Origin of the sequence: Billgrantia tianxiuensis (genome assembly GCF_009834345.1) — a bacterium.
Taxonomy (GTDB): Bacteria; Pseudomonadota; Gammaproteobacteria; order Pseudomonadales; family Halomonadaceae; genus Halomonas; species Halomonas tianxiuensis.
Genome location: NZ_CP035042.1, coordinates 1,319,071 through 1,343,428, shown reverse-complemented (window position 1 = coordinate 1,343,428; position 24,358 = coordinate 1,319,071). Strand labels below are relative to the sequence as shown.

Here is a 24,358-nt window from a genome sequence, read left to right as displayed (position 1 = left end):
TGGCTGGGCCTACCTGGGTCCAGCCAGCAGGAAACCGAGGAACAACAGCACTGCCACCGCAACCATCAGCGGCACGGCCAGGTGGACGAAACCACGCTCGTAGCGGGTCAGCTCGTCGAGCCAGGCGACCGTCCGACGCTCCCGCCGCGCCAAGGCTGAGCGGATACCGAGCCTACGTGTCTCCAGCGTGGCACCCAGCCTGCCAAGCCTGGCCGCGATCCCACGTGCCAAGGCGGCATAGCCCCACCACAGGTCGCCTGGTCTCAGGCAGGCCGTGAAGCGCCACTCTCCTTGCCTGGCCTCACCTTGCCTGGCCTTCGCCGCGAGCAGCGTCAGGCCAGCCAGAACCAACCCAGCGCCACCGGCCACAGCAATCCAGGCAGTTCCTTCATGGGCGGCCAAGCAACGCCTTCACCGAGGGGAAGCCAGAACGGCACCGCGGCCGCCACCAACACGGCGAACAACCAGGACAGCGACATGGGCGAGCGCCAGGAGGTGGAGTCTTCGCCACGCTCCCGCCACTGGCGCCACAGCGTCCGGGCCATCAGCACGGTACTCCCCACCGCCGCCAGGCTGAGAAAGGTGACCAACGAGGTGTGGCCGCCTGCGTAGAGGGCCTCCTTCATGGCGCCCTTGGCGATCAGCCCCGAGGCCAGCGCACCGCTCAGCGAGAGCGCCGGCAGCGCCAACAGCAACCAGACGAGCCAGGCTGGCAGACGCGGTGGATGCTCACTGATACCGACACCAAGGAACAGGGCGCCCTTGGTCATGCCGTGGTGACCGGCGAACAGCGCCACCGGCACCAGCAGTGCCGGCCACAGGGAAGGTGAACTCAGCCCCATGCCCACCAGGCTGGCCAGCATGCCCAACTGGCTGACGCTGGAATAGGCCAGCACCGCCTTGGGGTGGCGCTGTACCACGCCGAGTGCGGCGGCAACAAAGGCCCCGCCAGCCCCAGCAGAGTCATCGCCTGGCCCAGGGGAGCCAGCCCCGCCTCGGGTACACCCAGCGGCAGCGTACTAAGCCAGCCCAGCACGCCCGCCTTGACCATGACGCCGCTGAGCACGGCGCTGGCCGGCGTAGGCGCCACCGGATGGGCCAGCGGCAACCAGGCATGCAGCCCGATCACCCCCGCCTTGACCCCGAACCCTAGCCATAGCAGGGTGGCCATCCACAGCCCCTGCTCAGCCTCGGCGATAGCCGCACGCAGTTCCGTCAAGGTCATGGCTTCCGCACTGCCCGCCGACCACAGCAGTCCACCCAGGATCAGCGCCTCGCCGAAGAACGCCATGACCAGGTACGAGAACCCGCCTAGCCGGGCATCACGATGCCCGGCATGCACCACCAGGCCATAAGCGGCCAGGGTCATGGTGGCAAAGCCCAGGTAGAAGCTGGGGATGTCCTCGGCCACGATCAGCAAGAGATTGCCCACCAGCGTCAGCGGCCACAGCAGCGTGAACCCCACCAACCGACGAAAGCTCTCTCCGTCGCCGGCCTCGGCCTGGCGCTGCTCGCCGGCAAGATAGCCACGCGCGTAGCAGCCGGCCAGGAACCACAGCAAGGCACTGAACGTCAGCCACGGCCGGCGCATCTCGTCGAGCTGCCACAGGCCACCCAACAGCCAGCCCTCCATTGCCAGCGTCGCTTCTCCCGGCCCCAGGGCCAACAGCAAAGCGGGCAGCGGCGCCGTCAACCACCAGGCGTCGATCAGTTCCGGAAGCGGTCCGGCGCGACGCATGCCGCCCTGCTCCATGGCCAGCCACATGCCGTTGCGCAGCATGAGCAGCAGCGGCCAGAGCAGCGCCAGAGCCAGCCACATGCTCATGGCAAGTACTCCCCTGTCGCCATCAAGGTCGCCAGGTCCAGCGGGCTGAAGGGCACTCCCGCCAGCAGCCCAACGAGAATGCTGAACATCGCCGTGGCAGCGGTAGGCAGCAACAGCCAGGCGCTGGTCTCGAAGCGGCCGAGGTTGCGCTCCTCGGGCCAGGAACCGCGGCCGTGGGCCGGGCCTTGGCGGAACCACAAGCGATGCAGGATGGGCAGGAAATAGGCGGCATTGAGCAGGCTGCTGGTGACGATCACCGCAATGACCCAGGGCATGCCCGCCTGCACCGCTCCCATGCCCAGGTACCACTTGGTGATGAAGCCGGCGACCGGCGGCAGTCCGATCATGCCCAGCGCGCCGATGGTGAAGGCCAGGCTGGTCAGCGGCATGCGCCTTCCTGCACCGTCGAGTTCGTCGATGCGATGGATGCCGAGTTCCTCGGCATAATTGCCGGCGCAGTAGAACAGCGTGACTTTCATCAGGCCCTGGTGCATCAGGTGCACCAGCCCCGCAATGGTGCCGAACGGGCCGAACAGGCTGATGCCGAGCACGATATAGGAGACCTGGCTGACCGTGGAGTAGGCCAGCCGGGGCTTGAGCTCCTGCTGCGACAGGGCCTTCACCGAGCCGAACAGGATGGTGACCACGGCAATGGTGGTGAGCAGCGACAACAGCCCCAGCTCGTGGCTGAGCGAGATGCCGTAGACGTCGTAGACCAGACGCACGATGCCGAACGCCCCCGCCTTGACCACTGCCACCGCATGCAGCAGCGCACTGACCGGTGCCGGCGCCACCATCGCCCGCGGCAGCCAGCCATGCAGCGGCACCAGCGCGGCCTTGACTCCGAGCCCCAGCAGCAGCACCACGAACAGCACGGTGAGCATGGGATGGGCCTGCGGCCCGAGGTCGGCCAGCACTTCGCGTTGGCCGAAGGCCACGTCCCCCACCAGGGCGTGCAGTGCCACCACGCCAAGCAGCAGGACCAGACCGCCGGTCAGCGTATAGCGCAGGTAGACCGTGCCCGCCGCAAGCGCCTTATCGTGGCCGCGGTGCACCACCAGGGGGTAGGTGGAAAGCGTCAGCAACTCATAGAACAGCAGGAAGGTGAACAGGTTGCCGGCCAGGGCAATGCCGATGGTGCTGGCCACGCAGAGGCTGAAGAAACCGAAGAAGCGCTTGCGGTTGGGCGAGTCCTCCAGATAGCCGATGGCATAGGTCGTGGTGGCCAGCCACAGCAACGACGAGAGGCCGGCGAACATCAACCCCAGGGCATCGGCCTGGAGCAGGAAGCTGACGCCCTCCACCACGGTGAAGCCGAAGGTGAAATGACGCCCCTGGTACAGCCCCCAGACCATCAGCGCGACCAGCAGCAGCTTGAGCACGGCGGCAGAGAGGTTGACCACGGCCCGTGCCCGCGAGGCCCGCTCCGGCAAGGCGAAGATCAGCGGCGCCACCAGCAGCGAGGTAGCCAGAGTGATCACCGGTAGCCAGGCCTGGCTCATGCCCCACCTCCCGATCCACGCAGCAGCGCCAAGGGCCATTCCGCGACCAGGCCCAGCAGCAGTGCCGCCAGCGCCAGCACCAGGGCGATCGTGTCCATGCCCCAGGGGACCGGACGGAAGTCGAGCGTGGGCGCATCCTCGACGAAGGAGTAGCGGAACACGCGGAACACATAGGCAGCGCTGAGCAGCGTGCCGATGGCCAGCACCGCCAGCCAGCCCCAGTGGTCGCCCGCCAGGGCGGCGTGCAGCAGCAGCCACTTGGCCGTAAAGCCCATGCTTGGCGGCAGGCCGACCAGGCTGATCGCCGCGATGCCGAAGCTGAGCAACGCGAGCGGGAAGCGCCGGCTGGCACCGGCGAGCCCCTCCACCCGGGACTCGCCGGTGGCCAGGATCAGGTTCCCCGTGGCGAAGAACATGGCCGCCTTGGCCAGGCCATGAGCGGCCAGTTGTAGCCAGGTACCGTCCCAGGCCAGCGCGGCGACGGCCGGATCGCTGCCCACCAGCAGCGGAAACGCCAGCAGCAGATAGCCCAGCTGCGAGACGGTAGACCAGGCCACCACGTCCTTGAGCTTTGCCGCGCGCCAGGCCATGAGACCGCCCCATATCACTGCTGCGCCGGCCATCACGCCAACCAGGGTTGCCGCCACCGCGGCGGCGGGTGCCAGCACCAGCCACAGCTGCAGGGCGATGAAGAAGGATGCCTTGATCACCAGGCCCGCATGCAGCGCACTGATCGGGATCCAGGCCGAAGCGTGAACCGGCGCCAGCCAGGCATGCAGGGGAAAGGCCGCCGCCTTGAGCAGCAGACCCGCGCTGAGCAGCGCCATGGCCACCCACAGCACGACACCCTCTTCAGCCACCTGTGCCAGGCCCGCCAGGTCCAGCCGCCCCCAGGCCCCCAGCAATAGCGCGACCCCGAGCAGGAAGGCCAGCGAACCCACCAACGCCAGCAGCAGGTAGCGCAGCCCAGCTATCAAGGCGTCAGCCTTGCCCGGCAGCAGCAACAGCCCTACTGCGGTCAGCCCCATCAGCTCCAGGCCGATGTAGAGCAGCAGCAGATCGGCCGCCAGCCAGATCAACGAGAGGCTGGCAGCCAGCAGCCCCAGCAGCGGCCAGAACCAGGCCTGACTGCGTCGCGTGGCATGCACCACGTCGCGCAGATAGGTCGGCGCATAGAGCGCACTCGCCAGCACGATCAGTTGGGTAAGCAGCAACAGCACGAGGACGAGGCCATTGACGCGCCAATGCAGCACGAGACTCCCGAGCTCGAGCGTCCACGACTGGCCTGGCCCGCCGGCCACCGCTGCCGCCAGCCAGATCAGGGCCGACAGCGGCAACAGCCCCAGCAGGGCAACGGGCCAGCTACGCGCAGGCCGCAGCGCTCCCCCCAACAGCCCAAGCAGCAGCGGCAGGCCGAGCATGGCCAGGAGCACCAGCGGGCCATTCAGATGGCCGAAGAGGTCGCTTGCCAGGCCGAAGCGCTCGATCATGACGTGCCGTCGCCTTTCGCCGGGGTCATGTGGCTCGACGGCCCCAAGCCTTCGAGCCGACGAATCAGCAACGCTCCCAGCGCCGTCCCCAGCAGTGCCACGACCAGCCCGGTCACCACCAGTCCCTGGCCAGCCACCACGGCCCCTTCTCCCGCCAAGGACATGAGGATCAGGAAAATGCCCGTACCGATGACGTTGAACGCCAATAGCCGCCGCAGCAGGTGGCGATGCAGGGCAAAGGCCCACAGTCCCAGCCCGAGCAAGCCAAGGCCGGCGGGACGCAACGATCCCGTTGGGCTCACTCCCAGTGCGGAAAGGGCCAAGCCGAGCATGGCGAGAACCGCCAGTGCCGGCAGCAGCCGCGCCACGGCACGCCACCACGTCAGGGCAGCGGGGTCATGCCAGCGGGTGAAAAAGCCGCGGGGTCGCCGGAAGTGCAGCGTTACCCCCAGGGCATGGAAGAGATAGGCGCTAGTCAGGACAGCCCCGAGCATGGCCTCGAGCAGCGCCAGCCAGATCAGGCCCAACCGAGCCCAGGCCAATGCAACCGCCAGGGCGAAGGCCACGAACCACGAGCAGGCCCGCATCAACTGGCGATCGAACAGCGTCAACGCTGCCAGCAGCAGCAGAATGGCTACCAGCAGCATCTCCTGGAATGGCGGCATTGGGTCAGCGCGCCTTAGTGATGATTGCGGTTGACGACCTCTTCGATCATGGCCTCGAGCTCGTCGCTAGGCCCTTTCTCTAGCATGGCCTGCGCTTCGTGATAGAGACAGAGAAAGCGCTTACAGGACGCACAGAACACCTTGTCGTCGGGGTTGTGCACCTTGGACACACGATAGAGATGGCTGCCACAGCTGGGACAGGCCACCGGCAAGCGAAGCTCCTCGGAAATGTCGGGCGTCATCACAGTCTCCTTGTGGTAAATGTCCAGCGCTGATTGGACCAGGTCGTATTCCAATACCTTGGGACCCATCCTGCCTGACTCAACCCATGAGCGACAATTCTGGCAGGCGGTCTTTCCTTAGACTGTCAGAGTCCGAGCTTCTCTGCCACGTCGTCGCCCCCTGCCTCAGCCTGCCAGGAACAGCCCCACGTTGAGCAGGGCCAAGCTACCCAGCAGCGTCGCAACGTTGAGTCCCATCAGGGGCAATAGCGGCGCCAGTTCGCCCTGCGCGACTTCCGCTGGCAGGCACCACAGACCGTGGGCCAGCCAGGCAGCGGCCGGCAACGCCAGCCACATCAGCCAGGCCGTGCCAGGCAGGGCACCCATCCACCAGGCCACCGGTACCACGGCGAAAGCCAGGCCCAGCAGCACGGCCACCAAGCGCGCCGCTCGACGCGGCCCCAGCCTAATCGCCAGATGGTCGCGCCCTACCCGCCTGTCGGCGTCGATATCGGGCAGTTGATTGATCAGCAGCAGCGCGCTCACCAGCAGGGTAGGGACCAGTGCAGCCGTCACCGCCGTGGCGGTCAGCGTGCCGGTCAGCGCCTGATAGGCGCCCGGCACCATCAGCAGGCCGAAGCCGACACCGGGCGCCAGCAGGCAGAGCCAGGGGCGACGCGTCAGCCAACCGGTATAGGCCACCACCAGGGCGAGACCCACCAGCCCGTAGAGCAGCATCACCGGCCCTGCCCGCCACAGGAACCAGACGCCGATGAGCATTACCCCCACCAGGCAGCCCCAGGCCGCCATCAGCACGGCAGGGGCAGCCTCGGGCCGCTCGGGCAGCGATCCACTGCCGCCGGAGAACGGGGTGCGCTCGGTCAGCTCATCCAGGCCGGAGTGGAAGTCGTGGTGCTCGTTGAACAGATTGACCGCGGCATGAGCCAGCAGGGCGCCGAGCAGCACCAGCAGCGCATCGAGAGTTGCGAACGCTTGGCCATCGGCCCAGGCGGCGGCGATCGCCAGGCCCGCGCACAGCGGCGCCAGGATCAGGAAGTTGGGCCGACTGCTGCGCAGGCAGGCGCGAAGCGCAGCCGGCACCCCGGCAGACGTATCCAAGCAGGTTCAACCCAGCCGGGCGTTGAGCCAGGTAGCGATGTCACCAACCTGCTGCGGGCACACCGCATGCGCCATGGGATAGGTCTGGTAGTGCACCGAATAGCCCAGCCCCTGCAGGCGTTGGTAGGCCGCTTTGCCCAGCGACTCATGAACCACGGGATCGAAGGTACCGTGATGAATCTCGATCGGCAGCTCGCGGTTGGCTTCGGCCAGGGTAATGGTGTCGGCGGTGGCGAAGTAGGTCGACATGGCCAGCAGCCCGCCTAGCGGGGCATCGAAGGAGAGCGCCGCCTGGTAGGCCACCGCCCCGCCCTGGGAGAAGCCGGCCAGGATGATGCGCCGGCTGTCGATGCCGTGGTCGATCTGCTCCTGTACCAGCGCCTGGATGCGCTCCGCGGAAGCCACCAGCTGCGCCGTATCGACGCGACGGTCGAGGCTCATCTCGTGGATGTCGTACCACGCCGGCATCACCATGCCGCCGTTGATGGTGACCGGCAGCCGCGGCGCATGGGGCAGGATGAAGCGTATGTCGAGCCCCGCTTTCAGCGGTAGTGCCGGCACCAGCGGCTCGAAGTCATGCCCATCGGCCCCCAGGCCGTGCAGGATGAAGACACAGGCATCGGCCGGACGGCCGCTCTTCGGCTCGATGATCAGTTCGCCGGGATGGCTCATGGCTGGGCTTCCTTCGTCGCAGTCTGGGCAAAGCCGTCACCCTACCGCAAAGCCATGTTCTCGGCGAGTGCATCGCGATGGCTTCGCCATAGGAAGCGCAGAAGCCTCGCTCAGAACGGCCACACCAGCGGAATCAGCACCAACGCGACGACCGCCGTCAGCACGTTGAGCAGCCCGCCCACGCGCAGGAAGTCGCCGAAGCGGTAGCCGCCGGGGCCGTGCACCATCAGGTTGGTCTGGTAGCCGATCGGAGTGAGGAAGCTGGCCGAGGCGGCGAACATCACCGCCACCACGAAGGGCATGGGGTTGACGCCAAGGCTCTCGGCGCTGGCCATGACTACCGGAAAGGTGATCACCGCCGCCGCGTTATTGGTGACGAGTTCGGTCAGCATCGCCACCAGCAGGTAGCTGCCGATCAGCAGCAGCCAAGGGTTGCCGTCGGCCAGCCCCAACGCCAGACCCGCCAAGGTGGCAGCCGCCCCGGAGCTCTCCAGCGCGGCGCCCAGGCCGAAGGAGGCGGCAATGGTCAGCAACACCTGGGTATCCAGCCCGCGCTTGGCCGCGCCCACCGAGCAGCAGCCGGTGGCGAGCGCCAGCACCGCCCCCAGCATGGCGGCGTTCAGCATGCTCATCACACCGAAGGTGGCAAGCGCCACCACACCCACCAGGATGCTCCAGGCCAGCCAGGCCTTCTCGTGGTTGGGTCGCGCCTGACCGTTGACCTGACTGATCAGCAGGAAGTCGCGCGACTGGCGATGACGCTCGATGAAGGGGGCCGTGCTTCCAGCAGCAGCACATCGGCGGGCTGCAGGCGCACCTGCCCCAGGTTGCCGGCCACCCGCTCGCCGCCGCGGCACACCGCCAGCACCGCAGCGCCGTACAGCGTGCGGAAATGGCCATCGCGAATGCGCTTGCCGACAAACTGGCATTGATCCGACACCACCGCCTCGACCAGGCGTCGTTCCTTGAACTCCTTTTCCAGGCTCGATCCGCCATGGTGCGATGGCACCAGGCCACGGATCTGCTGCAGTTCCACGGCGCCATCGGAGGTGCCGGCAAACACCAATCTATCGCGCCCCTTGAGGCGTTCCCCCGGCCCCACCACGCTAACCACGTTGCCGTCACGCTCGATCTCCACCAGGAACAGCTCCTGCAGGTGACGCAGCCCCGCCTCCTCGACAGTGCGGTCGACTAGTGGACCCGCGGGGTCGACCTCCATCTCGATGGTGTACTCGCGGGGATTCTCGAAGGCCGAGGCCGCACCACGACGTTGCGGTAGCAGATGCGGTGCCACCAGGACCAGGTAGAGCGCTCCGACCATGGCCACGGGTAGCCCCACCCAGGCCAGGTCGAACAGCCGCATGGCAAGCTCCGGATAACGCTCCACCAACAGGCCATGCACCACCAGATTGGTGCTGGTACCGATCAAGGTGATGGTGCCACCCAGTATCGAGGCAAAGGAGAGCGGCATCAGCAGACGGTGCGCCGGGAGTTGCAGGCGGCGGCTCCAGCTCAGCACCGCAGGGATATAGGTAGCGACGACCGGCGTGTTGTTGAGAAAGGCGCTGAGTGCGGCCACCGGTACTACCAGGCGGGTCAGGGCACCGCCCTCGCCGCGCGGTCGACCGAGGACATGGCGAATGATGAGGTCGATGCCGCCGGTTTCGCGAATGCTGGCCACCAGCACGTACATGAAGGCCACGGTAAACAGGCCGGTGCTGGAGAAACCGCCCAGCGCCTGGCCCGGGTCGATGACGCCGAGGGTCAGCAGCAGGATGACCGCTCCCAGCAGCACGATATCGGGACCGAGACGGGAGAAGGCCATCAGCGGGAAGACGGCAATGACGACGATAGAAGCGAGCCAGGCATCCAGCGGCATGGGAGAGGATCCGTGCACAAGGGAACGTGTGGCTATTGTGCACTGCCGTTACTTATTCTAAAAAGTTATTTTAGAAATTCTCAAATACCTTAATGGAATAAGAGAGGAGGAGATGAGAACCCGGTATCTACCACCGATACCCACGAAAGGCAAATACGAAAAAGGCCCGCCGAAGCGAGCCTTTTCTGGACTGCTTGCGCAGTCACATCAGAGTCGGATGGCGATTAGCCGATGACCTTGATGTTGGAAGCCTGGAGGCCTTTCTTGCCCTGAGTGACGTCGAAGGAGACCTTCTGACCGTCCTGCAGAGTCTTGAAGCCGTCAGCCTGGATCTCGGAGAAGTGAGCGAACAGGTCGTCACCGTTGTCGTCCGGAGAAATGAAGCCGAAGCCCTTGGTGTCGTTGAACCACTTGACAGTACCGGTAGCCATTATCGAATTCCTCTAACAGCATGGATTTTCCGGGAAATACCCGAGTTGCAGTGGGTAAAACAAGAAACTTTTCACCGGGAAATCGACGCCGTGAGCGTTTCGATGACCACTTGCGATGTTCGACTTGCTAACCAACTGCACGCATCTTGCTCTGTTCAGGCACCCACGTCAAATACTATTTTGCGTAGATGACGTAATTCTTACTGCTCCCCTTTCTTACCTCCCCTCGAGGATCCAGCCCGCCGCTTTCTCGGCAATCATCAGCGTCGGCGAGTTGGTGTTGCCGCTGGTGATGGTCGGCATGATGCTGGCGTCCACCACCCGCACCCCCTCGACGCCGCGTACCCGCAGGTGCGAATCCACCACCGCCGTGGGATCGTCGTCGCGGCCCATCTTGGCCGTTCCGACCGGGTGGAAGATGGTAGTGCCGATGTCGCCCGCCAAGCGCGCGAGATCCTCGTCGCTCTGGTACTGCACACCGGGCTTGACCTCCTCGGGGTGGTACTTGGCGAAGGCCGGCTGTTCGGCAATGCGCCGGGTGACCCGCAGCGAGTCCGCCGCCACCCGACGATCCTCCTCTGTGCTGAGGTAGTTGGGCGCGATGGCTGGGGCCTGGCGCGGGTCACGACTCTTGATTCGGACGCTGCCGCGGCTGGTGGGGTTGAGATTGCACACGCTGGCGGTGATCGCCGGGTAGTCGTGCAGCGGCTGGCCGAACGCCTCCAGGCTCAACGGCTGGACGTGGTACTCGATGTTGGGGTGTACGTACTCGTCGCTGCTGCGGGTGAAGATGCACAGCTGCGAGGGTGCCATGCTCATGGGTCCGGTGCGGCGCAGCAGGTATTCGATACCGATGGCCGCCTTGCCCAGCCATGAGGCGGCCAGGGTGTTGAGGGTCTTGGCGCCGGTGACCTTGTAGACCGAGCGAATCTGCAGGTGGTCCTGCAAATTCTCGCCGACGCCGGGCAGCTCGTGCACCAGCGGGATGCCATGCTCGGCCAGGAGCGCGGCCGGACCGATGCCGGAGAGCTGCAGCAGTTGCGGCGAACCGATGGCGCCGGCGGCCAGGATCACCTCGCGCTTCGCTTTTACCCGACTGACACTGCCGTTGCGCTCAAGCTCGACCCCGCTGGCACGAGGCTTGCCGCCGGAGCCCTCCTCGAACAGCAGGCGATGAACCTGGGTGGAGTGCCACAGGGTGAAGTTGCTGCGTTTCTCGCACACCGGGCGCAGGAAGGCCTTGGCCGCGTTCCAGCGCCAGCCCGAGCGCTGGTTGACCTCGAAGTAGTCGACGCCCTCGTTGTCGCCGCGGTTGAAGTCTCGTGTACGCGGTATGCCTGCCTGCACCGCTGCTTCTGCAAAGTCATCGAGCACTTCCCACTTGAGGCGCTGCTTCTCGATTCGCCATTCACCGCCGTGGCCGTGATAGTCGCGGTGGGCGGCATCGCCGTCGCCGCCCTCGTCCAGGCGGTAGTGGTCTTCGTGCTTCATGAAGTCCGGCAGGCAGTTCTCCCAGCGCCAGTCATCGTCGCCCACCAGCTCGGCCCAGCCGTCGTAGTCGCGGGCCTGGCCGCGCAGGTAGAGCATGCCGTTGATGCTGGAGCAGCCGCCCAGGGTCTTGCCGCGCGGGTAGATCAGCGAGCGGCCGTTGAGGCCCTTGTCCGGCTCGGTCTTGAAGCACCAGTCGGTACGCGGGTTGTTGATGCAGTAGAGGTAGCCCACCGGGATGTGCACCCAGTGGTAGTTGTCGCGGCCGCCCGCCTCGATCAGCAGCACCCGGTTGGCCGGGTCGGCGCTGAGGCGGTTGGCCAGCAGGCAGCCGGCGGTGCCGGCGCCCACCACGATGTAGTCGAATTCCTGCTCTGCCATGGGGGCTCTCCCGTCCCACTCACTTATGGGTTGGCATGGCGAACTCGGCACCCGCATTGATCGAGTCCGACCAGCGCTGCATGATCGACTTCTGCTTGGTGTAGAAGCGCACGCCCTCTTCGCCATAGGCATGAGTGTCGCCGAACAGCGAGCGCTTCCAGCCGCCGAAGCCGTGCCACGCCATGGGTACCGGGATCGGCACGTTGATGCCGACCATGCCGACCTGGATACGGCGGCCGAACTCGCGCGCCACGCTGCCGCTTTCGGTGAAGCAGCTCACACCGTTGCCGAACTCGTGGTCGTTGATCAGTTGGATGGCGGTGGCGATGTCGGGCACCCGCACGCAGGCCAGCACCGGGCCGAAGATCTCTTCCTTATAGATAGTCATCTCCGGAGTGACGTGGTCGAACAGCGAACCGCCCATCCAGAAGCCTTCGCTGCAGCCATCGCCTGTCGTGGTGGCGTCGAACTCGCGGCCGTCGACCACCAGCTCGGCGCCCTCGGCCACGCCCTTCTCGATGTAGCCGGTGATGCGCTGGTGGGCCTGGGCGGTGACGATGGGCCCCATCTCGGCATCGAGTTCGAGGCCGTTCTTGACCTTCAGCGCCCTGGCCCGCTCGGCCAGGCGTGGGACGATCTTGTCGGCCACGTCGCCCACCAGCACCGCGACACTGATCGCCATGCAGCGCTCGCCGGCACTGCCGTAGGCGGCGCCGATCAGGGCATCAACGGCCTTGTCCAGGTCGGCGTCGGGCATGACGACCATATGATTCTTGGCCCCGCCCAGGGCCTGCACACGCTTGCCGTGGCGTGCGCCGTTCTCGTAGATGCGGTTGGCGATGGGCGTGGAGCCGACGAAGGAGAGCGCCTGCACATCGGGATGCTCGATCAGCGCTTCGACGGACTCCTTGTCGCCCTGCACCACGTTGAACACGCCGGCCGGCAGGCCGGCCTGCTTGAGCAGGTCGGCGATCAGCAGCGAGGCGCTGGGATCGGTGGGGCTGGGCTTGAGGATAAAGGTGTTGCCGGCAGCGATGGCCACGGGGAACATCCACATCGGCACCATGGCCGGGAAGTTGAACGGGGTGATGCCGGCCACTACGCCGAGCGGCTGGCGCACGGTCCAGTTGTCGATGCCGCCGCTCACCTGCTCGGTGTAATCGCCCTTGAGCAGTTGCGGAATGCCGCAGGCGAACTCGACGATGTCGATGCCGCGAGCCACCTCGCCCTGGGCATCGGTGAAGACCTTGCCGTGCTCGAGGGTGATGGCACGGGCCAGTTCATCCTTGTGCGCATTGAGCAGTTCGAGGAACTTGAACAGCACTCGCGCGCGGCGGATCGGCGGCGTGTCGGCCCAGGCCGGAAAAGCGGCCTTGGCGGCGGCCACGGCGGTCGCGACATCGGCGCGCGAGGCCAGCGCCACCTGCCCAGAGACCTGGCCGGTGGCCGGGTTGAAGACCTCCTGCTGGCGGCTCGACTCGCCGGTCGTCATTTGCCCATTGATATAATGCGCGATCATGTTCTGCGTCATGGGATTCTCGTCTTGTCGTTGGCTTGAAGTGGCGACAGTCGCGTCGTGCGCGGCGAAGAAAGAAGCGCACGGTACTTTGATCATCAAGCCTACCGTGTCGAACGCCACGATCAATTGAGAAATTCAAAAGCCAGATATAAGCTCTGCTTATATTCCAAGCGACAGCCATCATGCACGATCTCCCCACTCTGCGCGCCTTCGTTACCGTGGCCCACGAAGGCAGCGTCTCCCGCGCCGCCGAACGCCTGCATCTGACCCAGCCGGCGGTGAGCCTCAAACTCAAGCACCTGCAGGAGGCGCTGGGGCTGACACTGTTTCGCCGCCGCCCACAGGGCCTGGCGCTGACCGCCGACGGCCATGCCCTGCTGCCCGCCGCCGAGCGGGCGCTGGCCGCCATGGCCGCCTTCGAGCAGAGCGCCCTCGCCCTGCACAGCACCCTTCACGGCAGGCTGCGTATCGGTACCATCGTCGATCCTGAGTTCATTCGTCTGGGCGCCTTTCTGCACCGTCTGGTGGAACGCGCCCCGCAGCTCGAGACCGAGCTGCAGCACGGCATGAGCGGCAGCGTGCTGGAGTGGATTCGCCGCGACGAACTCGATGTGGGCTTCTTCCTCGCGCCGCCCGGTGAAGGTCCCGGGCCGGAAGCGCCGGAGATCGCTCACCGCGAACTGACCCATTTTCACTACCACGTGGTGGCGCCACCCGGCTGGGGAAGCCGTGTGGCCGGTGCCGACTGGGCGAGCCTGGCCGCCCTGCCGTGGATCGTCACGCCGGCGCTGTCGGCCCATCACCGGTTGCTGCACGGTGTGCTCGACCCGCTCGGCGTCACCCCCAAGGGCGTGGCCCAGGTGGATCAGGAAGCCTGTATGCTCGACCTGGTACGCGCCGGCGTGGGGCTCAGCCTGGCTCGCGATGCGCTGGCCATGGCCGAGCGCCAGGAGCGCGGACTGGTAGTGGTCGATGAGGTTCGCCTACCCTGTGCGCTGTGCTTCGTGTGGCGGCGCGAGCGCAGCGAGGAGCCGGCCATCGCCGCGGCGCTGGAAGTGCTGGAGAATGTGTGGGGGAGCCAGCACTGAGCCACCAGCCCTCCATGAACGAGCCATGAACGAAGCCTTAAGGCTCTCGCAAGGCAAGCTGGCGTATGAAGGATCACGTACCCACCCGAGGAGTGATCCCGATGAACTGGCTCGACACAGAAAACCGCTATGGCCTCGTCTCCCGCATGCTGCATTGGGCCATGGCGCTGCTGGTACTGCTCATGCTGGGCAGCGAACTGTGGATGGAAGCCCTGGAAGGCCTGGGCAAGGCTAACCTGATGGGTCTGCACAAGAGCATAGGCGTGTTGCTGCTTGCGCTGCTCGGCTTGCGTCTTGCCTGGCGCTGGCACAACCGTGGTCGCCTCACCCCGCCCGCCCACTGGCGCCTCGCCGACCGGCTCGGCCACCTGGCTCTCTATGGGCTGTTGCTGGCGATCCCGCTGAGTGGGCTCCTGACAGCTTGGGGCGGCGGCCATGGTGTGACCTTCTTCGGCTTGCCGCTGATTCCGGCAGGCACCGAGATCGAGTGGATCGAGGAGGTGTTCGAGGAAACCCACGAGGTACTTGCCAACCTGATGTGGCTACTGATCGGTGGGCATGTGCTCGCCGCCCTGCTCCACCAATGGTGGCTTGGCGAGCGCAGCCTGCAGCGCATGGCGTGACTGCCCTTAGCCGGTACCCCTTAAGGATGCCGTAAGGCGAGCCCCAGATAGTGCGGGTGTCTTCCCAACAGGAGCACCCGCATGTCTCCTCTTACCTATCTGCGGCGTCATCGCGCCATGCGCAAGCTGGGAAAGCGCCTGGAGCGTGGCGCCAAGGCCTGGCTCTACCGGGCGTTGACGAAACATGCCCGAGCCGGACGGCCCGCCTCACCAGAGACCCTGCAAGGAGCGCGGAGAATCCTGCTGGTGCGTCCCAACTTCCGAATCGGCAATGCTGTTATCGGTGCTCGCCTGATCCAGGCGTTGACGCAGCAGCGGCCGGAGATCGAGCTTGACTATCTGGGGACGGATACGACCCAGGCGCTGTTCGTCGATATGCCTCTAGCGCATTACCACTCCCTGAGCCGCAGCATGGTACTGCGCCCCTGGCGTCTGTGGCGGCTGCTGGTCGAACTGAGGCGGCGTGAGTACGATCTGGCCGTTCAGGTCGGTGAGGGCTCCCTCACCAGTTGGCTGTTCGTCCACCTTTGCGGCGCACGGCAGACGATGGGGCAGCGCGGTCGGCTGCAAACCACCTACGACTGGGTGGGCGAAGCATCGCCCCAGCACGCTCATGCGCTGGCCTGTACCCTGGCGACACCTCTGGGCCTGGCATGCGAACCCCGCCCTTGGCTGACGGTGTCCCATCGTGAGCGGATCGCTGCCGAGGCGGTGCTTGCCGCGCTGTCGCTGCCGCCCGCCCCCATCGGTATCTTCATCGGCGGCCACCTCGACAAGCGCATACCGCTCCCTTTCTGGCAGGCACTGCTACACGAACTCGACGCCCGCGGCCAGCCCCACGTGGTCCTACTGGGGCCGGAGGAGGCATCGCAGCGCAGGCAACTGGAGCATACCCTGGGCGCCCATGGTCGCCTGCTGCCGCCCATGTCACTGCGAGCGTTCGCCGCCGTGCTCTCCCAGTTCCCACGGCTCGTCACGCCGGATACGGGCCCCATGCACATGGCCGCAGCGTTGGGCATTCCCGTCGTTGCCCTGCTCAACGTACCAGGATCGGGCAATTTTGCCCCCGTCGGCCCCGCGGATCTGGTACTTTTCCAACCAGACCCGGCGGAAGTCGCGGAGCGGTTGACAAAAGATACACTGCCCCGCGCTTGCGCCATGCCTCGTCTGCCAAGAGTTGCCGCGAAAGCGGAACAGGTTGCGGCCACCCATGACCACAGGAGGTTCGTCGACCCTCATGCGCATCCTGCTGGTAGAGGATGACCCGAGCCTGGCTTCCGGCATCCGCCTGGCGCTGAAGCCCGAGCACTATACCGTCGACCACCTGGTCAACGGCGTCGCAGCGCTAAACGCCCTGCAGGGGGGCGAGCCGTTCGATGCCGTGGTGCTCGATCTGGGCCTGCCGGGGCTGGACGGCATGCAGGTCCTCGAGCAAATCCGCCGCCGCGGCAATCGTGTACCGGTACTGGTGCTCACCGCGAGGGATGCCGTCGGTGACCGCATCGCCGGGCTCGATGCCGGGGCCGACGATTACCTGATCAAGCCCTTCGAGGTGGCCGAACTCAAAGCCCGCCTGCGTGCCCTGCTGCGCCGCAGCCAGGGTCAGGCCAGCCCCGTGCTAGCATGCCGCAGCATTCGCCTCGACCCCGCCACGCTCGGTGTCAGCTACCAGGGCCAGTCGGTGTCGCTGTCACGCCGCGAGTTCACCCTGCTACAGGAATTCATGAGCCACCCGGGGCGTGTCTTTACCCGCGATACCCTGACCCGACTGGTCTACGGCTGGGAGGAGGACGTCGAGAGCAATGCCATCGAAGTGCACGTCCACCACCTGCGCCGCAAGTTCTTTCCCGGCCTGATCCGCACGGTGCGGGGCATCGGTTACGTAATGGACGAGGCTGATACGCCATGACCTCCATTCGCCGCCGCACTCTGGGCTTGGTGCTGCTGGTCTTCGGCGTCAGCATGCTGGCGATCGGGCTGGTCAGCTATTTCTATGCCGCCCACGAGATCGAGGAAACCTACGACGCCAGCCTGGCGCAAAATGCCCGCCTGCTGGAGGGCCTGCTGCAGGTGCCGCTCCCGACCGGGCAGTTCGAAGCACTGCTGACCAGCCTGGAGAGCGCCCTGCTGCGTGCCGAGGAGTCGGACAAGCGCTTCGCCGGCCACCGCTACGAGAGCAAGCTGGCCTTCCAGCTGTGGGAGGAAGACCGGCTGCTGCTGCGCTCCGCCAGCGCCCCCCAGCAGCCTTTCACCGACCGTCCTCCGGGCTACACCGATAACTACGTGGCAGGGCATGACTGGCGCATCTACGTGCTTGACGTGACCGATTCGCCGCGCCGGGTGATGGTCGCCGAACGCAGCGACGTGCGCGGCGAGCTGACCCGCGCCGTGGCCCTGCGCACCCTGCTGCCGGACCTATTCGGCCTGCCGCTGCTGGCGCTGCTGCTGTGGTGGGCTACCGGCCGGGGTCTGCTCCCGCTGTCGCGCCTGGCCGAGGCGATCCGTCTGCGCGATCCACACAATCTGCAGCCGCTGGCCCTGCAGCCTCTGCCACGCGAGCTGGCGACCATCGTCGGTGCCCTGAATCGCCTGCTCGAACGCATCCGCGAGCTACGCGTACGCGAGCAGCGCTTCATCGCCGATGCCGCCCACGAACTGCGCACTCCTCTGGCGGTACTCGACCTGCATGCCCAGAACGCACTCGCCGCCGAGAGCCCCGATGACCGGCACGAGGCCCTGCAGGAGCTGCGCGCCGGCGTGGCCCGCGCCACGCGGCTGGTGAGCCAGTTGCTAACGCTCGCCCGCCTGGATCCTGAAGAAGCAGAACCCAAGCGGCACGAGATCGACCTGCTCCTCGAGGTGCGTGAGGCATTGGCCGAGCTGGCACCGCTCGCCTCCGAGCGACGCCAAATGCTGGACCTCGAAGCCGACGAGGCTGCCAATTGGACGCTGTGGGCCGAGCCCGGTGCCATCGCGATGCTGGTACAGAATCTGGCAGGCAATGCACTGCGCCACTCCCCGATGGCAGCACCATCACGGTCGCACTGGATGCGGACGACACTCGGGTGACATTGCGCGTGGATGACCGGGGCCCCGGCATCCCTGCCGCGGAGCGCCAGCGCGTGACCGAGCGTTTCCATCGCGCCGGCCCGGGCGCCGGCGCCGGTCTGGGACTCTCCATCGTCGAGCGGCTGCTCGACCGCCACGCAGGCCGGCTCACGCTGACGCAAGCGCCTGGAGGCGGCCTGCGGGTGGAGGCGATGCTGCCGCGCGTCAAGTGACGGCCCCATAAGTGAGCGTTAAGGTTACCAATAGAGCTGGGTGAATCGACTTCCCGTGACGATTCATCCATGTCAGAACTAGAGCGCCAGCCATCATTGGCGACGGTCCTGCTCTACGTTTCCGACCACGGCGAATCGCTTGGCGAAAACGGCATCTACGCCGGCCAAACCTGAAGTTTCCCAACTCAGATCTTGCCGGCCCACAAGCACGGAGCCCACTACAGATTCGCAGTGGGCTCCGTGCCGAGCGTTGCTCGAGCCGATGTTCCCGGTATGGGCGAAGAGAAGGCAGCTCAGTCGCGCTCCACGTCGGTCACACCGCGCTCACCCTGGCGGGTGCGCACTTCGATCTCGCGGCCATCGGCATCGCGGCCCTCGATCTCGATGCGGCCGTCGCTGTCGGCCTGGATCTCCTCGAACTCGGCCAGGCCTTCGGCCACCGCCGCTTCCATGGCCATGCGCACGTCCTCTTCACTCATGCCCCAGGCGCCTCCCTCGCGGCGCTTGCGCTCCTCTTCGAGGGATTCCCCCGTCTCCAGCGACAGGCGCACCTCGGCCTGCCATTCGTCATCGAGCCAGCCTTCGATCTTGACGCTGTCGCGGCCCTTGGCCTCGATCTCCTGGAAGTGCTGGAATCCGAAGCTCGTCGCTTGCTCCAGCACCTCGTCGAGGCGATCCGCCGCCAGTCGCTCATCGCTGGCCTGGGCTGCGGCACCTGTCAGCATCAGGGCGGCCAGGGAGCTTGCCAGAATGATCTTGCGGTTCATGGGTGTTTCCTCAGTGGCTTGTGATTAAGTGTCGTGTTTCTCGACACAGATCAGGTTTTACCACCGGCCACCTTGCCCCACGCTGACGGTACCGTTCATGCTGCATTCATGTCGGGCCCGGCATCCTTGCAACATGACGATACGAACCCTCTCCCTCCACCCACGCCTGCGGCGGGCCACGCGCGGCCGGCAAGCACTGCCTGCCTTGTGGCTGACGGCACTGTTTGCCCTGGCGTCGCCCCAAGGGCTTGCCGACGACCACTGGCGCGACCTGCACGAAGCAGTGCGTCGTGGCCAGCTTGTAGCCCTGCCGCAGGTCCTAGACTGGCTGGAGGCGCGCTACGAGGGCCAGATACTGGAAGTGGAACTGGAGCGCGACGATGGCCGGCCGGTCTATGAGATCGAGATGCTTGGGCCCCAGGGCCAGATCGTGGAGTTCGAGTTCGATGCGAGGAGCGGCGAGCTGATCGGCATGGAGGGGGTCAACATCGATGGTATGCGGCGCAAGGAGGAGGCGCGATGAAGGTGCTGCTGGTGGAGGACGACAGCCCCCTGGCCGAGGCGCTGACGGAAGCACTGCAGGAGGCCGGAGTGCTCATCGAACGTGTCGCCCGCGGCGATGAAGCCGATTTCCTGGTGCGCACCGAGGTGTATGACGCCGTGATCCTCGACCTGGGGCTTCCCGACGGCGACGGCAACCGCTGGCTTGCCCAGTGGCGGGAGGATGGGATCGATCTTCCGGTTCTGGTCCTGACCGCGCGCACCCGCTGGGCCGACAAGGCGGCGGGCTTCTCGGCCGGCGCCGACGACTACGTCACCAAGCCGTTCGAGACCGCCGAGGTACTGTTCCGCCTGCGCGCACTGGTTCGCCGCAGCCATGGCCACGCCCATCCGGTCCTGCGCATCGGCAAGCTGACCTTCGACACCCATACCGGCAGTCTCACCCTGGCCGGGCGCCCGGTGGGCCTGACCGCGCAGGAATCGCGCCTCTTCGCCTACCTGGCCCATGCCGCACCGCGTGTCGTCAGCCGCAGCGAGCTGGCCGAGCACGTCTACGACCGTGACCACGAGCCGGACTCCAACGTCATCGACGTGCAGATCAGTCGCCTGCGACGCAAGCTGGGCGCCGAGCATATCGAAACCCTTCGCGGCCAGGGCTATCGACTCATCGGCGGCGAGTCCTCGTGAACCGGTTGCGGCGCCTCTCCCTGGCCAGCCGCCTGATCCTGGCCACGCTGGCGGTGCTGGCGGTCGCCCTGCCCTTGGCCGGACTCGGCCTCGCTCAGCACTTCCGTACCAACGCCACCGACTCCTTCGATCGTCAACTGGAGGCACTGCTCAACGTAGTGGTCGCCGGCCTGGCCTGGGACGATGTGGAGCAGCGGCTGGTACAGGAGCGTGACCTTGGCGACCCGCGTTTCGAGCAGGTGTTCTCCGGCTGGTACTGGCAAATCAGCGATGGCGGCGAGCGGGTGCTGACCTCGCGTTCGCTGTGGGATCAGCGGCTGCCAGTGCAGGATGCGCCCGAAGTGATCCGCCAGGACGTGGCAGGGCCACGCGACATGCCATTGCGCGTCGTCGAGCGCGACATCCACCTGGCGCCGCTCGAGCGGCCACTGCACATCAGCGTGGCGGCACCGCGCCAGTCGCTGGAACTCGAGCTGGAGCATTTCACCCGGCTGGTGGTGCTGTCGCTTGCCGGCCTCGGCCTGCTGGTGCTGGCTGCGCTTGCGCTTCAGGTGCGCTGGGGGCTGGCACCGCTACGACGCATGCAAGTCGACCTGGCGCGCGTCGAGAATGGCGATACCGAGCGCCTCGACACCGAGCTGCCCGCAGAGCTGGCTCGCCTGGCCAGCGCCATGAATGGCGTCCTGGCACGTGACCGGCGCCTGATGGAGCATGCCCGTCATGCCGCCGGCAATCTGGCGCATGCGCTGAAAACGCCAGTGAGCGTACTGACCACCCTGGCCGATGGCATCGAGGAGCCACGCCGCACGAGGATTCGCGACGAGCTCTCGCGCATCGATGCCGCCGTACGCCACCACTTGGCCCGTGCCACCGCAGCAGGCGACATCGGCCTGGCCCCCCGGGTCGCCGTGGCCGAGGTGCTTGCCCCCATTCACGATGGGCTCAAGCGGCTCGCAATGCGTCGCGGCGTGGAGCTCGATCACAACCTTTCCGGCGATCTGCGAGTAAGGATGGCCCCCAGGACCTGCAGGAGCTCGTCGGCAACCTGCTGGACAATGCCCTGCGCTGGGCCAACGGCCGGGTTCGCTTCAATGGCTACGAAGCTGACGATGGACTCTGGCTCAGCGTAGAGGACGATGGCCCCGGCATGAGCGAGGATGAACGACGAGCCGCCATGGGGCGCGGTACTCGCCTGGACGAACAGCGCTCCGGCAATGGCCTGGGACTGGCCATCGTCGCCGACCTGGTAGCCCTGCACGGGGGCCGGCTGACCCTGGACACCTCTCCCCTAGGAGGCCTGAGTGCCCGGGTCTGGCTGCCGGCCCGGCCGCTCGCCGAGACACCGTCGGTCAAGGATTAGCCCCCTTTCACTATTCTTGCCGCCTCACGCCGCCGCTTGAGTTCGTAGATGACCGCGAACAGCACCGTCACCAGGATCAGGATCAGGCCCAGGGCGTTCACCGCCGGCGTCAAGCCGGTGCGCACCTTGGAGGCGATGTAGACCGTCAGCGTGGTGTCGTAGCCCACCACGAACAGGGTGGTGTTGTAGTTCTCGAAGGATTGCAGGAAGGCAATCACCGCCGCCGAGTAGAGTGCCGGCTTGAGGTACGGCAGCAGGATGCGTCGGAACATCTGCCATTGGCTGGCGCCGAGGTCCAGTGCTGCGCGCTCCATGGTGCGATCGAAGCGCTGCAGGCGAGCGGTGACCATCAGCATCACATAGGCGGCGATGAAAGTGGCCTGGCCCAGCACGGTGAGGAAGATGCCGCCGCTGACGCCGAACTGGCGCCAGAAGATCAGCGTGGAGATACCGATGATCACCCCGGGAGTGAGCAGTGGCGAGAGGATCAGCGCATAGAGGAACGGCTTGGCGCGGCTCGACACGGTATTGAGGAACAGCGCTGTGGCAATGCCGATGGGCACGGCCACGACAAGCACCCCGGTGGCCACGATCAGGCTGTTGCCGAGTGCCTGCCACATGCCGCGGTCAGCGGCGAGCTCACCGAACCAGCGCAGGGTGGTACCGTCCCAGGGCGTCACGGTGGGAAAACGACTGTCGTTGAAGGTGGCCGCCGCCATGATGATCAGCGGCAGGAACAGGTAGGCGAAGAAGATCACCACGTAGAAGCGCAGGCCAAAGGAGAGGAAACGTTGCGAGTTCATCGGCCGATATCCCCCAGGCCCACCTTGAATATTTTCATCACTAGCGACATGAAGCCGATGCACAGCACCAACAGCAGGAAGGCGTAGGCCGCGCCCTGGTTCCAGTTGCCGCCCTCGAAGAACCAGTTGTAGATGATCTGGGTGAACCAGCGGCTACCCGGCGAGCCGAGCAGCGCCGGCACGGCATAGCTGCCCGCGGCGAGCATGAAGGTCATGATGCAGCCGGTGGCGATGCCCGGCTTGGCGTGCGGAATGACGATACGCCGATGGGTGCGCACAGTGCCCGCCCCCAGGTCGCGAGCCGCACGCACCTGATTGTCGTCGAGGCTTTCGATGGCGTTGTAGACCGGGAACACCATGAACAGGATGTAGGCGTAGACCATGCCGACCATCACCCCGCCGTTGCCGCTGAGGAAGCGAATCGGCCGGTCGATCAGCCCCAGCATCATCAACACCTCGTTGAGCGGGCCGCGAAACGCCAGGATGATGAACCATGAGTAGGTGCGCAGGATCTCGTTGATCCAGAACGGAATGATCAGCAGCAGGATGCACAGCGCCGCCTGCCTCGGAGTGGCGACCTTGGCCAGGTACCAGGCCAGTGGATAGCTCACCGCGAGCGTGAGCAGCGTGACCAGCACGCTCGACCAGATGGTCTTGAAAAAAATGGCGCGATGGATGTCGTTGTTGAACAGCGTGGCGTAGTTGGCCAGGGTCAGCCGGTCGTCGGGCCCGCCGATCTGGGCCGGCAGCAGGTTGGGCTTGAGCGAATACTCGATCATCTGCAGCTGCGGCAAGGTCACCATGACGATCAGCCAGATGCCCAGCAGGGTGACGATGGCCATCGCCAGAGGCCCACCGAAGCGAGCCTGCAATTGCCTAAACATGCATGCCTCCCGACTGGGCCTGGCTGTCGACGACGACCTCGCCGGTTTCCTCGTCCACCATCGGGCTGCCGTCGTCGGGCAGCACCACGGCATCGGCCGGATCGAAGCCGAAGTGCATGCGCTGGCCCACGGCAATGGCATTGGCCTGGCCACGCGACACCTCATGGCCCAGCTGTACCCGCAGCTTTTCGCCCGAGGCGATCAGGCGCGCTTCCAGCATGACCCATGCCCCTTCGAAGTGCACCGCCTCGATCTCCGCCTCGAGCCGCGCTCCCGTGGCATCCGCCGCCACCGGGCGCAGGTGCTCGGGACGCACGAAGAGCGTTGCTGCCTCGCCGTTGGCCAGCCGTGCTTCGCTGCCCGTCCGGCCGGCCAGCTCGCCCAGCGCGCCACCGTCGAGACGCACCCGCTCCCCTTCACGATCGATCACACGGGTCTGGAGGCGGTTGTTCTCGCCGACGAAGGAAGCGACGAAACCGGTAGCCGGCTCGCGGTAGAGCGTCATGGGATCGGCGACCTGCTGAATGCGACCGGCCGACATCACCGCGACCCGGTCGGACATGTTCAGTGCCTCGCCCTGGTCGTGGGTGATATAGATGAATGTGATACCGGTCTTGCGCTGGATCGCCTTGAGTTCAGTGCGCATATGCTGGCGTAGCTTGAGGTCCAGCGCCGAAAGTGGCTCGTCGAGCAACAACACCCGCGGCTCCACCGCCAGCGCCCGGGCGATGGCCACGCGCTGCTTCTGGCCTCCCGAGAGTTCGGTCACCATCTTGGGGCCGCTGCCCTCCAGCGCCACCAGCGCCAGCAGCCGTTCGGACACCTCGCGGCGCTTGCGCTTGTCGACCCCGCGCACTTCGAGACCGAACTCGATGTTCTCGAATACCGTCATCAACGGGAACAGCGCCAGGTTCTGGAAGATCATCGCCGTGGGCCGGCGGTTGACCGGCACGCCCGCCATGGGCTCGCCGCCGATGTAAACCTGCCCTTCGCTGGGCGTGATGAAGCCACTGACGATATTGAGCAGGGTGGTCTTGCCGCAGCCCGAGGGGCCGAGAAAACTGAAGAACTCGCCCGAACCGATCGAGAGCGAAGTCTTCTCGATGGCAGTGAAGTCGCCGAAGCGCATCACCACCTCATCCAGTCTGACGCTACCGTCCATTCAAACCTCA

26 protein-coding genes and 1 pseudogene are annotated in these 24,358 nt (G+C 66.1%); 10 read left to right on the top strand and 17 right to left on the bottom strand.

Annotated elements, in window-relative coordinates; genetic code table 11:
* Positions 1-9: 9 nt before the first annotated feature.
* The 13 genes and pseudogenes from EKK97_RS06350 to EKK97_RS06290 all read right to left on the bottom strand — a co-directional run bounded on the left by EKK97_RS06350 (position 10) and on the right by EKK97_RS06290 (position 13,204).
* A complete protein-coding gene (locus tag EKK97_RS06350; protein ID WP_159550393.1) occupies positions 10-351 on the bottom strand; it encodes a hypothetical protein in 342 nt (113 codons plus the stop codon).
* Positions 333-920 carry a hypothetical protein gene (locus EKK97_RS25330; RefSeq protein ID WP_159550390.1) on the bottom strand — a complete coding sequence of 196 codons (588 nt, stop codon included), beginning with the start codon at positions 918-920 and terminating at the stop codon, positions 333-335. The genes EKK97_RS06350 and EKK97_RS25330 overlap by 19 nt, the downstream gene beginning before the upstream one ends.
* The gene (locus EKK97_RS25325; protein ID WP_159550388.1) at positions 833-1,825 is read right to left on the bottom strand and encodes a proton-conducting transporter transmembrane domain-containing protein; all 993 of its coding nucleotides are present in this window, start codon (positions 1,823-1,825) and stop codon (positions 833-835) included. The genes EKK97_RS25330 and EKK97_RS25325 overlap by 88 nt, the downstream gene beginning before the upstream one ends.
* Positions 1,822-3,327, bottom strand: coding sequence for a proton-conducting transporter transmembrane domain-containing protein (locus EKK97_RS06335; protein ID WP_159550385.1), 1,506 nt, complete (start codon positions 3,325-3,327; stop codon positions 1,822-1,824). Before EKK97_RS06335 ends, EKK97_RS25325 begins: the two co-directional genes overlap by 4 nt.
* Positions 3,324-4,817: a complex I subunit 5 family protein gene (locus EKK97_RS06330; protein ID WP_159550382.1), complete on the bottom strand. Its 1,494-nt coding sequence runs from the start codon at positions 4,815-4,817 to the stop codon at positions 3,324-3,326. Before EKK97_RS06330 ends, EKK97_RS06335 begins: the two co-directional genes overlap by 4 nt.
* Positions 4,814-5,482 (bottom strand): NADH-quinone oxidoreductase subunit K, encoded by a 669-nt coding sequence (locus EKK97_RS23625; RefSeq protein ID WP_201297020.1) that lies wholly within the window; start codon positions 5,480-5,482, stop codon positions 4,814-4,816. Before EKK97_RS23625 ends, EKK97_RS06330 begins: the two co-directional genes overlap by 4 nt.
* 14 nt (positions 5,483-5,496) lie before the next feature.
* Complete coding sequence (locus EKK97_RS06320; protein WP_159550379.1) at positions 5,497-5,724, bottom strand: hypothetical protein; 228 nt, start codon at positions 5,722-5,724, stop codon at positions 5,497-5,499.
* A gap of 165 nt (positions 5,725-5,889) precedes the next feature.
* On the bottom strand, positions 5,890-6,804 hold the full coding sequence (locus EKK97_RS06315; protein WP_159550376.1) for a prenyltransferase: 915 nt from the start codon (positions 6,802-6,804) through the stop codon (positions 5,890-5,892).
* Between the two features lie 24 nt (positions 6,805-6,828).
* Positions 6,829-7,494, bottom strand: a complete 666-nt coding sequence (locus EKK97_RS06310; protein ID WP_159550373.1) for an alpha/beta hydrolase — start codon at positions 7,492-7,494, stop codon at positions 6,829-6,831.
* A 110-nt stretch (positions 7,495-7,604) separates the two neighbouring features.
* Positions 7,605-9,373: pseudogene (locus EKK97_RS06305) on the bottom strand (SLC13 family permease).
* Between the two features lie 224 nt (positions 9,374-9,597).
* Positions 9,598-9,804, bottom strand: coding sequence for a cold-shock protein (locus tag EKK97_RS06300; RefSeq protein ID WP_010629501.1), 207 nt, complete (start codon positions 9,802-9,804; stop codon positions 9,598-9,600).
* A 216-nt stretch (positions 9,805-10,020) separates the two neighbouring features.
* Positions 10,021-11,673, bottom strand: coding sequence for a GMC family oxidoreductase (locus EKK97_RS06295; protein ID WP_159550370.1), 1,653 nt, complete (start codon positions 11,671-11,673; stop codon positions 10,021-10,023).
* A 19-nt stretch (positions 11,674-11,692) separates the two neighbouring features.
* Complete coding sequence (locus tag EKK97_RS06290) at positions 11,693-13,204, bottom strand: CoA-acylating methylmalonate-semialdehyde dehydrogenase (protein ID WP_159550367.1); 1,512 nt, start codon at positions 13,202-13,204, stop codon at positions 11,693-11,695.
* 170 nt (positions 13,205-13,374) lie between these two features.
* Here EKK97_RS06290 and EKK97_RS06285 point away from each other — a divergent pair, with 170 nt between their 5' ends.
* From EKK97_RS06285 to EKK97_RS25690, 6 genes are all read left to right on the top strand, one after another.
* Positions 13,375-14,280 carry a LysR family transcriptional regulator gene (locus EKK97_RS06285; RefSeq protein WP_159550364.1) on the top strand — a complete coding sequence of 302 codons (906 nt, stop codon included), beginning with the start codon at positions 13,375-13,377 and terminating at the stop codon, positions 14,278-14,280.
* Positions 14,281-14,381: 101 nt separating this feature from the next.
* Complete coding sequence (locus tag EKK97_RS06280; RefSeq protein ID WP_159550361.1) at positions 14,382-14,903, top strand: cytochrome b; 522 nt, start codon at positions 14,382-14,384, stop codon at positions 14,901-14,903.
* A gap of 81 nt (positions 14,904-14,984) precedes the next feature.
* Positions 14,985-16,166 carry a glycosyltransferase family 9 protein gene (locus EKK97_RS06275; protein ID WP_159550358.1) on the top strand — a complete coding sequence of 394 codons (1,182 nt, stop codon included), beginning with the start codon at positions 14,985-14,987 and terminating at the stop codon, positions 16,164-16,166.
* Complete coding sequence (locus tag EKK97_RS06270) at positions 16,141-16,812, top strand: response regulator (RefSeq protein WP_159550355.1); 672 nt, start codon at positions 16,141-16,143, stop codon at positions 16,810-16,812. Before EKK97_RS06275 ends, EKK97_RS06270 begins: the two co-directional genes overlap by 26 nt.
* The gene (locus tag EKK97_RS06265; RefSeq protein ID WP_340162937.1) at positions 16,809-17,972 is read left to right on the top strand and encodes a histidine kinase dimerization/phospho-acceptor domain-containing protein; all 1,164 of its coding nucleotides are present in this window, start codon (positions 16,809-16,811) and stop codon (positions 17,970-17,972) included. Before EKK97_RS06270 ends, EKK97_RS06265 begins: the two co-directional genes overlap by 4 nt.
* An 8-nt stretch (positions 17,973-17,980) precedes the next feature.
* Positions 17,981-18,184: an ATP-binding protein gene (locus tag EKK97_RS25690; protein ID WP_340162936.1), complete on the top strand. Its 204-nt coding sequence runs from the start codon at positions 17,981-17,983 to the stop codon at positions 18,182-18,184.
* A 293-nt stretch (positions 18,185-18,477) separates the two neighbouring features.
* Here EKK97_RS25690 and EKK97_RS06260 read toward each other — a convergent pair whose 3' ends face one another.
* Positions 18,478-18,951, bottom strand: a complete 474-nt coding sequence (locus EKK97_RS06260) for a PepSY domain-containing protein (protein WP_159550352.1) — start codon at positions 18,949-18,951, stop codon at positions 18,478-18,480.
* Positions 18,952-19,084: 133 nt separating this feature from the next.
* On the opposite strand from EKK97_RS06260, the gene EKK97_RS06255 reads away from it, so the two are divergent.
* The 4 genes from EKK97_RS06255 to EKK97_RS25685 are packed head-to-tail and all read left to right on the top strand — an operon-like array spanning position 19,085 to position 21,499.
* Positions 19,085-19,474: a PepSY domain-containing protein gene (locus EKK97_RS06255; protein ID WP_159550349.1), complete on the top strand. Its 390-nt coding sequence runs from the start codon at positions 19,085-19,087 to the stop codon at positions 19,472-19,474.
* Complete coding sequence (locus EKK97_RS06250) at positions 19,471-20,139, top strand: response regulator transcription factor (RefSeq protein WP_159550346.1); 669 nt, start codon at positions 19,471-19,473, stop codon at positions 20,137-20,139. The genes EKK97_RS06255 and EKK97_RS06250 overlap by 4 nt, the downstream gene beginning before the upstream one ends.
* Positions 20,136-21,269, top strand: a complete 1,134-nt coding sequence (locus EKK97_RS06245; protein WP_340162935.1) for a sensor histidine kinase — start codon at positions 20,136-20,138, stop codon at positions 21,267-21,269. Before EKK97_RS06250 ends, EKK97_RS06245 begins: the two co-directional genes overlap by 4 nt.
* A complete protein-coding gene (locus EKK97_RS25685; protein WP_340162966.1) occupies positions 21,164-21,499 on the top strand; it encodes an ATP-binding protein in 336 nt (111 codons plus the stop codon). Before EKK97_RS06245 ends, EKK97_RS25685 begins: the two co-directional genes overlap by 106 nt.
* Here the strand turns inward: EKK97_RS25685 and EKK97_RS06240 are convergent.
* Genes EKK97_RS06240 through EKK97_RS06230 form a run of 3 tightly spaced genes read right to left on the bottom strand, consistent with a single transcriptional unit; the run spans position 21,496 to position 24,348 of the window.
* Entirely contained in the window at positions 21,496-22,302 is an 807-nt protein-coding gene (locus tag EKK97_RS06240) for an ABC transporter permease (protein ID WP_159550343.1), read from the bottom strand. The two genes, EKK97_RS25685 and EKK97_RS06240, sit on opposite strands and share 4 nt — an antisense overlap.
* On the bottom strand, positions 22,299-23,186 hold the full coding sequence (locus EKK97_RS06235) for an ABC transporter permease (protein WP_159550340.1): 888 nt from the start codon (positions 23,184-23,186) through the stop codon (positions 22,299-22,301). Before EKK97_RS06235 ends, EKK97_RS06240 begins: the two co-directional genes overlap by 4 nt.
* Positions 23,179-24,348, bottom strand: coding sequence for an ABC transporter ATP-binding protein (locus tag EKK97_RS06230; RefSeq protein WP_159550337.1), 1,170 nt, complete (start codon positions 24,346-24,348; stop codon positions 23,179-23,181). The genes EKK97_RS06235 and EKK97_RS06230 overlap by 8 nt, the downstream gene beginning before the upstream one ends.
* Positions 24,349-24,358 lie beyond the last annotated feature (10 nt).

Coding starts and splice junctions, on each gene's coding strand:
- EKK97_RS06265 (WP_340162937.1), top strand. CDS start 16,809: ATGACCTCCATTCGCCGCCGCACTCTGGGCTTGGTGCTGCTGGTCTTC.
- EKK97_RS25325 (WP_159550388.1), bottom strand. CDS start 1,825: ATGAGCATGTGGCTGGCTCTGGCGCTGCTCTGGCCGCTGCTGCTCATG.
- EKK97_RS06230 (WP_159550337.1), bottom strand. CDS start 24,348: ATGGACGGTAGCGTCAGACTGGATGAGGTGGTGATGCGCTTCGGCGAC.
- EKK97_RS06320 (WP_159550379.1), bottom strand. CDS start 5,724: ATGACGCCCGACATTTCCGAGGAGCTTCGCTTGCCGGTGGCCTGTCCC.
- EKK97_RS23625 (WP_201297020.1), bottom strand. CDS start 5,482: ATGCCGCCATTCCAGGAGATGCTGCTGGTAGCCATTCTGCTGCTGCTG.
- EKK97_RS06285 (WP_159550364.1), top strand. CDS start 13,375: ATGCACGATCTCCCCACTCTGCGCGCCTTCGTTACCGTGGCCCACGAA.
- EKK97_RS06300 (WP_010629501.1), bottom strand. CDS start 9,804: ATGGCTACCGGTACTGTCAAGTGGTTCAACGACACCAAGGGCTTCGGC.
- EKK97_RS06290 (WP_159550367.1), bottom strand. CDS start 13,204: ATGACGCAGAACATGATCGCGCATTATATCAATGGGCAAATGACGACC.
- EKK97_RS06250 (WP_159550346.1), top strand. CDS start 19,471: ATGAAGGTGCTGCTGGTGGAGGACGACAGCCCCCTGGCCGAGGCGCTG.
- EKK97_RS06270 (WP_159550355.1), top strand. CDS start 16,141: ATGCGCATCCTGCTGGTAGAGGATGACCCGAGCCTGGCTTCCGGCATC.
- EKK97_RS06260 (WP_159550352.1), bottom strand. CDS start 18,951: ATGAACCGCAAGATCATTCTGGCAAGCTCCCTGGCCGCCCTGATGCTG.
- EKK97_RS06335 (WP_159550385.1), bottom strand. CDS start 3,327: ATGAGCCAGGCCTGGCTACCGGTGATCACTCTGGCTACCTCGCTGCTG.
- EKK97_RS06235 (WP_159550340.1), bottom strand. CDS start 23,186: ATGTTTAGGCAATTGCAGGCTCGCTTCGGTGGGCCTCTGGCGATGGCC.
- EKK97_RS06275 (WP_159550358.1), top strand. CDS start 14,985: ATGTCTCCTCTTACCTATCTGCGGCGTCATCGCGCCATGCGCAAGCTG.
- EKK97_RS06255 (WP_159550349.1), top strand. CDS start 19,085: ATGACGATACGAACCCTCTCCCTCCACCCACGCCTGCGGCGGGCCACG.
- EKK97_RS06310 (WP_159550373.1), bottom strand. CDS start 7,494: ATGAGCCATCCCGGCGAACTGATCATCGAGCCGAAGAGCGGCCGTCCG.
- EKK97_RS06240 (WP_159550343.1), bottom strand. CDS start 22,302: ATGAACTCGCAACGTTTCCTCTCCTTTGGCCTGCGCTTCTACGTGGTG.
- EKK97_RS06295 (WP_159550370.1), bottom strand. CDS start 11,673: ATGGCAGAGCAGGAATTCGACTACATCGTGGTGGGCGCCGGCACCGCC.
- EKK97_RS06330 (WP_159550382.1), bottom strand. CDS start 4,817: ATGATCGAGCGCTTCGGCCTGGCAAGCGACCTCTTCGGCCATCTGAAT.
- EKK97_RS06280 (WP_159550361.1), top strand. CDS start 14,382: ATGAACTGGCTCGACACAGAAAACCGCTATGGCCTCGTCTCCCGCATG.